This is a genomic window from Halorubrum sp. B53 (genome assembly GCF_059752395.1).
Genome location: NZ_MWTH01000009.1, coordinates 14,508 through 26,267, shown reverse-complemented (window position 1 = coordinate 26,267; position 11,760 = coordinate 14,508). Strand labels below are relative to the sequence as shown.

Below are 11,760 nucleotides of genomic sequence, written 5' to 3'. Positions count from 1 at the left end.
CCCGCCGAACGTCCCCTCGTGACTCACGAGGACGGCGGCGCGGCGGCCGAACCGACGAGCTCCGCGGGGGCGACCGCGGTCGACCACGCGGCGGACGACGACTCCCGTACCGACCGACTGGACCGGCATCCGACGCCCGGGGCGCGCAACTCGCTGTGGTCGTGGCCGGACGCGAAGTCGCCGCTCGTCGTCGTCCGCAACTACGTCGTCATCGTGCTCGCGCGGATCTGCCCGAGCCTCCGGCTGAAAAACTGGCTGTTGCGGCGGATCGGCGTCACGGTCGGCGCCGGCGTGTCGTGGGGGCTGGAGTCGACGCCGGACGTGTTCTGGCCCGAGCGCATCACCGTGGGCGACGACGCCATCGTCGGCTACGACGCGACGCTGCTGTGTCACGAGTTCCTTCAAGAGGAGTACCGCCTCGGCGACGTCGTCGTCGGGGAGGGCGCGATGATCGGGGCGGGCGCGGTCGTCCTCCCGGGCGTCACGGTCGGCGAGGGCGCGCGGGTCGCCGCCAACTCCCTCGTCGCCGCGGACGTCCCGCCGGAGACAACGGTAGCGGGCGTACCGGCCAAGGTCGTGTCGCGGTCAGACGGCGGAGACGACCCCGCCGACGGGACGGCCGACCCGGACGATCCGACCGAGTCGGTCGAATAGCGTTACGCGGCGTCGTCTGTGGACTCGCCGGCGTCGCTCTCGGCGGGGGCCGCGTCCTCGTCGGCGCTCTCGGCCGCGTCATCACCGGCGTTCCCGGCCCCGTCCTCCGCGGCGGCGCGCTCCGCCTCGGTGATGTGGGCCTCGGTGCTGACGCTCTCCAGGTCGACGCCGACCTCGCGCGCGACCGCGTCGAGGACGGCCCGCTGCTCGGCCATCTCGTTCTCCAACTGCTGGACGCGCTCTGAGGTGTCGAGCACGGTCGTCTGGGTCTCCTCGACCTCGGCGCGGAGCTCGTTGATCTTCTGGTACGTGCGCTCGGCCTTGTCGGCGAGCGTCTGGATCTTCTTTGCCGTGTCCCCGAATCCCATGTCGGACGCTGGGGGCCCGGGATACGTGGGCTTTTCCGTTCGCCGCGGCCGGACCGGACCCCGGCCGAGCCAGTACTGGCCGGCCCGGGCGACGGTGGACTTTTGCCTGAACCGCCCGAGGTACCGGTATGAGCGTCGAGCGGATCCTGCTGACGAACGACGACGGCATCGACGCCGTCGGTCTCCGCGCCGTGTACGACGCGCTCGCGGTCGACTACGACGTGGTGGCGGTCGCGCCCACGGGCGACCGCTCTTCTATCGGCCGCGCCATCTCCGCCGACGTCGACGTCGCAGAGCACGAGTTGGGGTACGCCGTGGACGGGACCCCCGTCGACTGCGTCGTCGCCGGGGTCGACGAGCTCGTCCCGGACGCCGACCTCGTGATCGCCGGGTGCAACGAGGGGGCCAACCTCGGCGCGTACACCCTCGGGCGCTCCGGGACCGTGTCGGCGGTCGTCGAGGGGGCCTTCTTCGGCGTCCCGGGGATCGCGGCGTCGATGTACGTCCCGGGCGGCGACGACTGGCGGCAGCGGGAGCTGTCGCCCGCGTCGTTCGAGCACGCCGTCCGCGCCACGCGGTTCCTCGTCGAGGAGGCCTCGCCGGCCGGGATCTTCGAGCGGGCCGACTACCTCAACGTCAACGCGCCGATGGCGGAACCGGCCGAGGGCGACGGGGGGAGCGAGGCGACCGCGGACGGGGGCACGGCGGCCGACGCCGCGGCCGACCCCGCGCCGATGCGCGTCACCGCGCCCTCGGAGTGGTACGGAATGGAGGCGACGTCGGACGGCAACGGCGGCGTCTCCATCTCCGACCCGATCTGGGGGCGGATGTCGCCCGCGGAGGTGCCGGACTCCGTCGGCACCGACCGCCGCGCGGTCGTCGACGGCGAGGTGTCGGTCTCGCCGCTGTCGGTGCCGCACGCCGCGGAGCCGGACGCGGGGCTCGACGAGCTCGCGTCGCGGTACGGGAGCGATACGACCGGGGAGTGACCCCGCAGACTACGACTCGTCGGCGCTGACGGTGACCTTCGCCTCGCTGACGACGCGGTCGCCCATCTCGTACCCGGGCTCGTACACCTCGTGGACGGTGCCCTCGGGCTGGTCGCTCTCGACGCGGAGCATCACCTGGTGGCGCCCGGGGTCGACCTCGTCGCCCGGCTCGGGGGCGATGGGCTCGACGCCCTCCTCGGCGAGCACCTCGTCGAACTTCTCCAGCGTCGACTCGACGCCGGGGCGGAGGTCGCTCCCCTCCTCCTGGTCGAGCGCCCGCAGGAGGTCGTTGCGGACCGGGGTGATGCGCTCGACGAGCTGCTCGGAGGCGCGCTCGCGGATCTCGTCCTGCTTGCGCTTGGCGCGCTGCTTGTAGTTGCTGAAGTCCGCCTTCACCCGGGCGAGCTTGCTCGTCAGCTCGTCGACCTCTTCCTCGGCCTCCAGCAGCTCCTCGCGCGTCTCGTCGAGCTCCGCTTCCAGCTCGGCCACCTCCCGCGCGAGCGCCGCGTCGTGCTCGGCGACGGCGGCGGCCAGCGCTTCCCCGCCGCGGGCGTTCGCATCGTCCTCGCCGGACTCCCCGCTCGCTTCCCCGGCGGTCGCCTCCGCCGTGCCGTTCGCGCTCGCCGCGTCGGCCGCGGCGTCGTCGGGGGACTCGACCTCGACGTCGACGGCGTCGTCGTCGCTCATACCCGATCGAAGTCGGTCGGCGTGCATAAGCGTTGCAGAACGCGGCCGCGGGCGGCGGCGCGGAGCGGGTCGCTCGCGCTCGCGGCGTCGGGCGTCCCGACCGGATTTATGAGGCCGGCCGCCGATCGGTCGGGTCGCATGCCACCCCGCCCCTCGACGTTCTCGATCGCCGCCCGCGACCCGGAGACCGACGCCGTCGGCGTCGCCGTCCAGTCGAAGTTCGTCGGCGTCGGCGCGGTCGTCCCGTTCGTCAGCGCTGACGCGGGCGCGATCGCGACGCAGAGCTTCGCGAACGTCGCCTACGGACCCGACGGGCTCGACCTCCTCCGCGAGGGGCGCGACGCCGCCGCGGTCGTCGACGAGCTCACGAGCGCCGACGACGAGGCGCCCTCGCGACAGGTCGGCGTCGTCGGCCTCGACGGCGAGCCGGCCGCGTTCACGGGCGAGGAGTGCCACGACTACGCCGGCGACCTGCAGGGCGAGCAGTACACCGTGCAGGGGAACATCCTGGAGAACGCCGAGACCCTCACGGCGATGGCGGAGGCGTTCGAGGAGACGACCGGCGGGCTCCCGGAGCGTCTCATCGCCGCGCTCCACGCCGGCAACGCGGCTGGCGGCGACAAGCGCGGCGAGCAGTCGGCGGCGCTGTACGTCGCCAAGCCGGAGGGCGGGTACGACGGCCGCAACGACCGGTGGATCGACGTGCGCGTCGACGACCACGAACGGCCGATCGACGAGCTGGAGCGCGTGTTCAAGCTGTACGACGTCACCCTGCTGGAGCGCGAGGCGCCCGACGAGACCCGCGAGCTGACCGGCGACGCGGCGACCGAGGTGGCGGCGATCCTCGCCGACCTCGGCTTCCTCGACGAGAGCGACGCGGCCGAGGGCGACACGGCCGAGAAGGGCGCGGCCGACGTCGACGCCTTCGGCGAGCCCCACCGGGAGGCGCTGGAGACGTTCCGCGGGATGAACAACTTCGAGAACCACCCGATCCCGGTGTTAGAGGACGCCATCGCCCGCGGCTGGGCCGACGCGGAGGGTGAGGGCGAGGACCGGCTCGTCGACGCGGTGTGGCACGGGCTCTCGCGGCTGGATAGAGTATAAAACGTCCCGCCCTCGAGACCGACCCGCGGGAGTATTTAAATATCGACCACCTAGCGGCGGTTAATGACCGCGCCGAACCGGAACGCGCTGTGGGCGAGGGCGCTCGTGGACGAGCTGGTCGCCGCCGGCGTCGACAGCGTCGTCGTCTCGCCGGGCAGCCGCTCGACGCCGCTGACCATGGCCGCCGCCCGCAGCGACGACCTCCGCGTCTTCTCGCAGTTGGACGAGCGCTCCGCCGCCTACTTCGCGCTGGGCCGCGCCCGGCGGACGGGGAGCGTCACGCCGCTGATCTGCACCTCCGGCACCGCCGCCGCCAACTACCACCCCGCCGTGATGGAGGCGAGCGAGGCCCGCGTCCCCCTGCTCGCGCTCACGGCCGACCGCCCGCCGGAGCTCCGCGACTCGGGGGCCAACCAGACCGCCGACCAGGAGAAGCTGTACGGCGACGCCGTCCGATTTTATAAGGACCTCCCCGAACCGGCGCCGAACGACCGCGCGCTCCGCTCGCTGCGGACCACCATCTCGCGCGCCGTCGGGACCGCCGAGGGCGCCGACCCGGGCCCGGTGCATCTCAACGTTCCGTTTAAGAAGCCGCTGGAGCCGACGCGGGTGGCGGACGACGTGCCCGCCGACCTCGATCCGGTCGCCGCGACCGGCCGGGACGGCCCCTACGTCGACGTGACGCCGGGGTCGCCGGAGCCGGGAGACGAGGAGTTGCGCGCCCTCGCGAACGAGCTCGCGAGAACCGACCGCGGGCTGATCGTCGCCGGCCCCGCGGACCCGCCCGGACTCGACGCGGAGTCGGTGACGGCGCTGTCGCACGCGACCGGGTTCCCGGTCCTCGCCGACCCGCTCTCCGGCGTCCGGTACGGCGGCCACACTCGGGTCGCGCCAGTGATCGGCGCCTACGATGCCTACCTCTCGGCAGATGTCGCGGGGGAGGACGACGCCGGCGAAGACGGCGGGGCTCCGGACGCCGACGCCGCCGGCTGGACCGACCCCGAACTGGTCCTCCGGCTCGGCGCGTCGCCCACCTCGAAGCGCCTCCGCAAGTACCTCGCCGGCACCGGCGCCGACCAGTACCAGGTCGACCCCGCGGGGCGCTGGCGCGAGGCCGAGTTCGCCGCGACCGACCTCGTCGTCGCCGAGCCGAGCCGCCTCTGTGCCCGGCTCTCGCGGCTGGGAGGCGGGGGCGGCGGCGACCCGGACTGGCGCGCGCAGTGGGAGGCGGCCGACCGCGCCGCCCGGGCGATTCAGGAGCGAGAGGCGGCGGCCCGCCTCCCGGGAGACGGCTCCGTCGGCTTCCACGAGGGCGACGCGCTCCGGGTCGTCGCCGACGCGCTCCCGGACCCGGCGACGCTGTTCGTCTCCAACTCCATGCCCATCCGCGACCTCGACCGGTTCGTCGGGCCGACGACGACGAGCGTCACCGCGCTCGGCAACCGCGGCGTGAGCGGGATCGACGGGATCGTCTCCAGCGCGCTCGGGGCCGGCTCAGCGACGACCGACGACCTCACGCTCGTCGTCGGCGACCTCGCGCTGTACCACGACGCGAACGGCCTGCTCGCGCTCGACCGGTGCGACGTCGACGCGACGGTCGTGCTGATCAACAACGACGGCGGGGGGATCTTCCACGCGCTCCCGATCGAGTCGTTCGAGCCGGAGTTCACGGAGTCGTTCAAGACGCCCCACGGCATCGAGTTCGAGCCGATGGCCGACCTCCACGGGCTCGAGTACGCGCGGGTCGACGCGCGGCCCGAAGCGGTCGGCGACGGGGCCGAAGGGGCGGAGGAGGCCGCCGCCGCGCTCGGGGAAGCGTACGCCCGGGCCAAAGAGGCCGACGGCTCGCACCTGATCGAGGTCCGGACAGACGCCGAGTCGAGCCACCGGACGCGCGAGCGGCTCGCGGCCGCGGTCGAGGACGCGGTCCACGGCGACGGGGACTGAGGGGCGGCCCGCGCGGCGTCACTCGACCGCGACTCGCGCGGTCGCCGCCGCGTCGTGGTCCTCGGCGGTCAGCGACCCGACGACTCGGAACTCTCCCGGCGGCGGGTCCGGCCACGTCCCCTCGTAGGTCGCCGACTCGCCCGGCCCCAGCGTCTCGGTGCCGAGCGCCTGCGTGAACACCCGCCCCTCACCGTGTCGCCAGACGGGGTCGTCGTCTCCCGGCTCGGCGTCGCCCGGCTCGGCGGTGACTCCCTCGTACGCCGCGAAGTCGGCGCGCTGGCCGGTCCGGAACCGGAGCGTGACGGGGTCGTCGCCCTCGTTCGTCACGGTGAGCGCGAGGTCGACTCCCTCGTCGCCGTCGGCGGTCGCGAGCGCGGCGTCGAGCATGCGACCAGATCGCACGGGACGCGATTTAAAGACAGGGCTCGGGCGGGTCCGCCCCTCGGCGACGACGCGCATAAGTCGGGGCTCCCCCTACTGGCGAACGTGCAGGTCGTGGGCTACGAGTCGGGCGAGGGCCTCTACGTCGCCAGCGGCGGCGCGGTCGAGTTCGTCGAGGCGGACGCCGCGACGGAGCTCGCGTACGGCCTCGGCGACCGCCGCTGCGCGGGGACCGTCCACGACGGCGAACACGTCGCCTGCGACGCCTCAGACGCCCCCTACTGCGACGCCCACGACAGCGTCTGGGTCTGCGCGCGGTGTACGGGGACGTGTTTAAAAGACGAGATGGACTGTCACGAGGAGCACGCGCTGTACCTCGCCGCGTTCGCGCCCGACGTGTTGAAGGTCGGCGTGACGCGGCTGTGGCGGCTGGAGACACGGCTCCGCGAGCAGGGCGCGGACCGGGGCGCCCACGTCCGGACCTTCCCGGACGGCCGGGTCGCCCGGCAGGTGGAGGCCGAGCTGGCCGACGGCGACGACCTCGTCGACCGGGTCCGGGTGCCGACGAAGCTCGCCGGGTTCGGGCGCGCGGTCGACGAGTCGGCGTGGGAAGCGCTCCTCGACCGGTTCGACCCGATCGACCGCTTCGCGTTCGACTACGGGCTCGACCTCGCCGACCGCCCGGTCGCGGAGACGATGGCGGCCGGCACGGTGCGCGGCTGGAAGGGCCGGGTGCTGGTGCTCGACCGCGGCGGGTCGACGTACGGGGTCGACGCCCGGGAGCTGGTCGGGTACGAACTCACCGACGAGGTTCCGGGCCGCGAACTGCAGTCGAGCCTGGGGGCGTTCGGCGAGTGACGGAGGGACTCGCGGCGGTCCTGTTCGGTGACCCCTTCGCCGTCATGAACACGATCGGGCTGGTCGCGTTCGCGCTCGTGGGATCGACGAAGGCGATCCGGGAGGAGTTCGACCTGTTCGGCGTCGCCGTCGTCGGGCTGGCGATGGCGTTCGCCGGCGGGGTGACGCGCGACCTCCTCGTGAACCGCGTCCCGCTCGCCCTCCAGTCGCCGGTCGAGATCGCGCTCGGACTCGTCGGCGTCGGGTTGGCCGTCGGCCTCAGCGTCGTCCTCCAATCGGCCGACACCCACCCGATAACGCTCGTCGCGGACGCGATCGGGCTCGCCGCGTTCGCGACGACCGGCGCGATCGTCGCCGCCGACGCGGGCGTCTCCGCGTTCGGCGTCGTCGCGGTCGCGACGATCAACGCGGTCGGCGGCGGCGCGTTCGCGGACATCCTGCTCGACCGCGCGCCGTTCATTTTGTTCGACGACTTCTACGCGAGCTGCGCGGTGCTGGGCGGGGCGACGTACTGGGCGCTCGGCGCGCTGGGCGGCCTCGGCGGGGCGGCCGCCGCCGGCTGCGCGGCGGTGACCGTCGGGACCAGACTGGTCGCGGTCGCCTACGGCTGGAGCGTCCCCACCGCCGGGTGGGTCGAGCGGCTCGTCGAGCGCGTCAGCGGCAAGCGGTAGCTCGGACCGGCGAGCGGTGAGCCCTATTTAAAAAGGGCTCAGCTCTCGAACCCGTTCTCCGCGACGAGCGCCCTGACGCCGGCGTACGCGACCGCCGCGATACCGACGTAGGCGACGACGAGGGCGGTCGTCGTCGCGTCCGCGCTGTCGATCGCGAGCCGCGCGACCGCGTTCGCGGGCCCGCCGGCCATCGCCGTGGCGCCGCCGAACAGGACGAGGACCCCGACCGAGTAGAGGAACTGGGCGGCCCGGCGGTCGGGCGCGAGCGCGGAGATGGCGACCGCCAGCGCGACGACGAGCGTCGTCAGCGCGGTCATCAGCGCGAGGATCGACGGGACGTTGGCGACGGGCGTCCCGTTCGCGCGGAGCAGGAGCAGCCACAGCAGCGCCTGTCCGGGGGCGATCGCGACCGCCGCGAGCGCCTTCCCGTCGACGATCTCCCCCAGCGTGACCGGGGCGACGCGGAGCAGTTCGAGCGTCCCCTCGTCGATCTCCTCGGTGATCGAGTCGACCACGAGCGACCCGGAGATGAAGACTGGGAGGAAGACGAGAACCGGGATCAACACGGTGTAGGTGAACGTGAAGTACGGGCTGGATCCGGTCCGCTCCGGGAGCGGAAGCGGCGACTCGCTGAGGTACGCGGCGCGGTCGGCGCGCTCGTTCAGCTCGTACGTCCGCAGCAGCTCCCGGAGCTGGACGACGATCACGGTGGTCTCGACGGTCGCGTCCGGCGCCGTGACCGTGGCCGAGATCCGCCCCTCGTCGTGCCGGTTCACCACGACCACCGCGTCGGCGGCGTTGCGGTCGAAGGCGAGCCGCGCGGCGGCGGCGTCCTCGTACGGGGTGACCGAGGCCCCCTCGACCTCGCTCGCGGCGCGTTCGAGGTCGCTCACGGCGTCGCCCGCGCCGGCCACCTCCACCTCCGCGCCGCCGAGCGCGCCGGGGTCGTACATCGAGACGAGCCCGACCACGAGGAACGACGAGAACGCCGCGATGAACAGCTGGATCGCGACCGCGAGCAGGATCGTCTTCTCCGCGCGCAGGCCCGCCAGCTCGCGGCCGGCGATCGTCAGGCGGCTGCTCTTTCCGGCGGTCGTCGCCCCGCCTTCACCCTCACCCATGGATGCTCACCACCCCGAAGTTGTACGCCGCGTGCAGTAGCGTCGCCAGCGCCAGCGTCAGGACGTAGTACGTCCGGTTCCGGCTCGCGCCCACCGCGGCGACGGTCGTCGCGAACCCGTGGAGCAGGAGGGGCGCGAACAGCAGCGCCGCGACGGCGACCGGGGAGAGCCCCTCGACGCCGGCGACGCTCCCGAACGCGGCTCGGCCGACGTACAGGTCGGTGAGCCCGACCGCCTGCACGACCGCCGTGGCCTTCTCGGCGAGGAAGAAGCCGACCGCGGAGGCGAGCCCGACCGCGACGGCGACCCGGTCGGCCCGGGCGAAGACGCCGCGCTCGAACCCGGCGTAGAGGTGGACGCTTTTCGCGACCTCCTCGATGAAGGCGATGGTCACGAGCAGCACGGGGATCGACACCGTCACCGGCAGTGCGAACAGCGTCGCGACCGCCAGCAGCTCCGCGACGAACACGAAGGGGATCGTGAAGGCGGTGAGGAGCGCGACCGACCCGAGCGCGCGGATCCGCCGACGGTCGACGAGGTCGGCGAGGACGACGTCCTCTATCGCCGAGAGCCGCACCGCGAGCGCGTCGAGGAGCTTTCGCGCCACCGGCTTCTGGGTGAACATGTCCTCCTCGCGGTACACCCCGAGCCCGAGCCCGAACAGGAGGGCGGCGCCGAGTGCCATCGGCCCGGTCGAGAAGAGGGCCTCGCCGACCGAGACGGCCTCCCCTTGCAGGTCGAAGACGACGAGCGTCAGCGGCGACACCAGTGCGACGGGCGTTACGTTGGTGAAGATGGCCGGCACGAAGGCGTACGTCGTCAGGAGCACGCTGACGCCGACCGTGACGAAGGTGAGCTCCTTGAACGACCGCGCGAACATCGCGCCGACGAACGTGGCCGCGAGGAAGGTCAGCGCCACCGGAAGCACGGCGATCACCGAGAGGGGGCCGCCCCCCACGGCGGCCGCGATGAGCGTCGTGACGAGCAGCGCGACCGCGACGTACGGCAGCGTCTTCCCGGCGACGATGTCGACCGGCGAGAGCGGCGTGACGAGCAGCGGCTCCCCCCGCCGGTTCGTGCGCTCGTCGAGAATCGAGGAGCCGTACGCCTGGATGAGGAAGTTCATCGGGACGAGGAAGACGAACGCGAGAAGCAGCGAGACGAACGGGAACGGCGGGGAGATCGACCCCGGCGACCCGACCGTGTCGGCGCCGAACGCCGCGCCGCCGACAGAGGGGACCGCGAGGCCGTCGCCGGCGGTGTCGTCGGCCGTCACCGGGTCTCCGCTACCGTCCGCGTCGCCGCCCTCCGAGTCGCCGTCGCTCCCGCCGCCGTCGGTGGAGCCGTCTCCGCCGCCGGATCCGTCCCCGCTTTCGGTGTCGCCCCCGCTACCGCCGTCGTCCTCGCCGAGCGTCGAGCCGTCGTCGAGCCCGCTCGTCCGACCGACGTACTGGAGGGTGACGGTGATCGGGAAGGCGGCGGTCGCGTTCTCCTCGGCGGCCATCAGCCGCTCGTTGTGCGCCTCGACGGCCTCGCGGAACTCGGCGGCCGCGGCCTCGCCCTTCCGCGTGTCGCTGGCCCGGACGGCGACGGTCTCGACCGCGCCGGTCCGGCTCCCGCCGCCGTCGAACACGACGAGGTCGGCCGTGTCGCCGAGTTCGGCCCCCTCGACGGGGACCGGCGTCAGCGCCGGCGCCTCCTCGACCGCGTCCGCGTACGGGGAGTCGCCGTCGACGGCGACCCGGTAGACGTCGCGGTCGACGTCGAGCCCGACCGCTCCGGCCGCGAGCCCCCCGCCGAGGACGCCGCCGGCGACGAGCAGGAGCGCGAGCGCCGCGAGCAGCGTGCGGCGGTCGACGCCGCCGCCGGCGCGGGCGACCTCCCAGCGGGCGACCCGGAGGACCCTCCGGAGCCGGTCGATCACTCGGCCCCCTCCGGCGGCCCCGCGGGGCGTTTCTCGTCGTCGCCTCCGGTATCGTCGTCCGTCTCATCGACCGGCCCGCCGCCGGCCGCGTACCGTCCGGGCATCGGTCGCCCGACGATGTCGAGGAACACGTCCTCCAAGCTGGGTTCGCGGGTGCGGATGTCGACGACCTCGCCGCCGGCGTCGGCGGCCGCCGCCCGGACCGCCTCGACCGCGTCCATGTCCGGTACGACGGTGCGGAACCGGTCGCCGACCTCCTCGGTCGCGGCGCCCGGGTCGTCGAGCGTCTCGGTCAGCCGCTCGGTGACCGCGGGCGAGACGTCGGTGAACACGTGGTACGTCGTCTCGCCGTGTCGCTCGCGGATCCCGTCGACGCTCCCGCGGGCGACGATGCGGCCCTCGTTCATCACCACGACGCGGTCGCAGACGGACTCGACGTGGTAGAGGTTGTGCGCGGAGAAGACGACGGTCTTCCCGGCCGCGCGGAGCTCGCGGGTGAACTCCAGCACGGAGTTCGTCGTCACCGGGTCGAGCCCCGAGGCGGGCTCGTCGTACACGAGCACGTCCGGGTCGTTGACGAGCGACCGGGCGATGGCGACCTTGCGTTTCATCCCCTTCGACATGTCGCCGAGCCGGCGCTCGCGGTGGTCCAGTTCGAGCCGGTCGAGCGCGGCCTCGATGCGCTCGTCGGCGACGTCGCGCGGCACGTCGTACAGGTCGGCGAAGAACCGCAGGTACGACAGCGGCGTCATCTCCTCGTATAACGGCGACTCCTCGGGGAGGAAGCCGAGTCGCCGTCGCATCTCCGGGTCGTCCGAGGGGAAGCCGGCGACCGTGACCTCGCCGTCGGTGGGCTCGACCAGTCCCGCGAGCACCTTCAGCGTCGTCGTCTTGCCGGCGCCGTTCGGGCCGACGATGCCGAACACCTCGCCCTCCTCGACGGAGAAGCCGCTGTCGACGACGGCCGCGAAGTCGCCGTACGTCTTCCGTAGCCCCTCCACCTCGATCATGGGATTCGCTCGGCCGCGGGACGGGTTAAACCCACCTCCGCGGCTA

General features: G+C 73.3%; 12 protein-coding genes. 6 read left to right on the top strand and 6 right to left on the bottom strand.

The annotated features are described in order from the left end of the window. The first annotated feature begins 117 nt into the window (after positions 1 to 117). Positions 118 to 654, top strand: coding sequence for an acyltransferase (locus B4V06_RS07675; protein WP_498169074.1), 537 nt, complete (start codon positions 118 to 120; stop codon positions 652 to 654). A 2-nt stretch (positions 655 to 656) separates the two neighbouring features. On the opposite strand, the gene B4V06_RS07670 is transcribed toward B4V06_RS07675, so the two are convergent. Next, positions 657 to 1,022, bottom strand: a complete 366-nt coding sequence (locus tag B4V06_RS07670; protein WP_498168862.1) for a DUF5798 family protein — start codon at positions 1,020 to 1,022, stop codon at positions 657 to 659. 128 nt (positions 1,023 to 1,150) lie between these two features. Here B4V06_RS07670 and surE point away from each other — a divergent pair, with 128 nt between their 5' ends. Beyond that, entirely contained in the window at positions 1,151 to 2,011 is an 861-nt protein-coding gene (gene surE / locus B4V06_RS07665; protein ID WP_498168860.1) for a 5'/3'-nucleotidase SurE, read from the top strand. Positions 2,012 to 2,020: 9 nt separating this feature from the next. Here the strand turns inward: surE and B4V06_RS07660 are convergent, their stop codons facing one another. Next, positions 2,021 to 2,698, bottom strand: a complete 678-nt coding sequence (locus B4V06_RS07660; protein WP_123112170.1) for a nucleotide exchange factor GrpE — start codon at positions 2,696 to 2,698, stop codon at positions 2,021 to 2,023. 138 nt (positions 2,699 to 2,836) lie between these two features. On the opposite strand from B4V06_RS07660, the gene B4V06_RS07655 reads away from it, so the two are divergent. Then, positions 2,837 to 3,802, top strand: a complete 966-nt coding sequence (locus B4V06_RS07655) for a DUF1028 domain-containing protein (RefSeq protein WP_498168858.1) — start codon at positions 2,837 to 2,839, stop codon at positions 3,800 to 3,802. Positions 3,803 to 3,865: 63 nt separating this feature from the next. After that, on the top strand, positions 3,866 to 5,749 hold the full coding sequence (menD, locus tag B4V06_RS07650) for a 2-succinyl-5-enolpyruvyl-6-hydroxy-3-cyclohexene-1-carboxylic-acid synthase (protein WP_498168855.1): 1,884 nt from the start codon (positions 3,866 to 3,868) through the stop codon (positions 5,747 to 5,749). 18 nt (positions 5,750 to 5,767) lie between these two features. Here menD and B4V06_RS07645 read toward each other — a convergent pair whose 3' ends face one another. Beyond that, on the bottom strand, positions 5,768 to 6,136 hold the full coding sequence (locus B4V06_RS07645; protein WP_498168853.1) for a BsuPI-related putative proteinase inhibitor: 369 nt from the start codon (positions 6,134 to 6,136) through the stop codon (positions 5,768 to 5,770). Positions 6,137 to 6,235: 99 nt separating this feature from the next. Between B4V06_RS07645 and B4V06_RS07640 the strand changes: the two genes are divergently transcribed. Both B4V06_RS07640 and B4V06_RS07635 read left to right on the top strand, forming a co-directional pair. Beyond that, the gene (locus B4V06_RS07640) at positions 6,236 to 6,988 is read left to right on the top strand and encodes a DUF2797 domain-containing protein (RefSeq protein WP_498168850.1); all 753 of its coding nucleotides are present in this window, start codon (positions 6,236 to 6,238) and stop codon (positions 6,986 to 6,988) included. A 44-nt stretch (positions 6,989 to 7,032) separates the two neighbouring features. Beyond that, a complete protein-coding gene (locus B4V06_RS07635) occupies positions 7,033 to 7,659 on the top strand; it encodes a trimeric intracellular cation channel family protein (RefSeq protein ID WP_498169071.1) in 627 nt (208 codons plus the stop codon). Positions 7,660 to 7,697: 38 nt separating this feature from the next. On the opposite strand, the gene B4V06_RS07630 is transcribed toward B4V06_RS07635, so the two are convergent. From B4V06_RS07630 to B4V06_RS07620, 3 genes are read right to left on the bottom strand one after another with little or no spacing between them, the layout of a single operon-like run. Continuing rightward, positions 7,698 to 8,780: an ABC transporter permease gene (locus tag B4V06_RS07630; protein WP_498168848.1), complete on the bottom strand. Its 1,083-nt coding sequence runs from the start codon at positions 8,778 to 8,780 to the stop codon at positions 7,698 to 7,700. Continuing rightward, positions 8,773 to 10,704, bottom strand: coding sequence for a PrsW family intramembrane metalloprotease (locus B4V06_RS07625; RefSeq protein ID WP_498168845.1), 1,932 nt, complete (start codon positions 10,702 to 10,704; stop codon positions 8,773 to 8,775). The genes B4V06_RS07630 and B4V06_RS07625 overlap by 8 nt, the downstream gene beginning before the upstream one ends. Further along, a complete protein-coding gene (locus B4V06_RS07620; RefSeq protein ID WP_123112162.1) occupies positions 10,701 to 11,714 on the bottom strand; it encodes an ABC transporter ATP-binding protein in 1,014 nt (337 codons plus the stop codon). Before B4V06_RS07620 ends, B4V06_RS07625 begins: the two co-directional genes overlap by 4 nt. Positions 11,715 to 11,760 lie beyond the last annotated feature (46 nt).

Bases quoted from the DNA above. Each gene is read 5' to 3' on its own strand.
- B4V06_RS07670 (WP_498168862.1), bottom strand. From the start codon at position 1,022: ATGGGATTCGGGGACACGGCAAAGAAGATCCAGACGCTCGCCGACAAG.
- surE (WP_498168860.1), top strand. From the start codon at position 1,151: ATGAGCGTCGAGCGGATCCTGCTGACGAACGACGACGGCATCGACGCC.
- B4V06_RS07660 (WP_123112170.1), bottom strand. From the start codon at position 2,698: ATGAGCGACGACGACGCCGTCGACGTCGAGGTCGAGTCCCCCGACGAC.
- B4V06_RS07655 (WP_498168858.1), top strand. From the start codon at position 2,837: ATGCCACCCCGCCCCTCGACGTTCTCGATCGCCGCCCGCGACCCGGAG.
- menD (WP_498168855.1), top strand. From the start codon at position 3,866: ATGACCGCGCCGAACCGGAACGCGCTGTGGGCGAGGGCGCTCGTGGAC.
- B4V06_RS07645 (WP_498168853.1), bottom strand. From the start codon at position 6,136: ATGCTCGACGCCGCGCTCGCGACCGCCGACGGCGACGAGGGAGTCGAC.
- B4V06_RS07635 (WP_498169071.1), top strand. From the start codon at position 7,033: ATGAACACGATCGGGCTGGTCGCGTTCGCGCTCGTGGGATCGACGAAG.
- B4V06_RS07630 (WP_498168848.1), bottom strand. From the start codon at position 8,780: ATGGGTGAGGGTGAAGGCGGGGCGACGACCGCCGGAAAGAGCAGCCGC.
- B4V06_RS07620 (WP_123112162.1), bottom strand. From the start codon at position 11,714: ATGATCGAGGTGGAGGGGCTACGGAAGACGTACGGCGACTTCGCGGCC.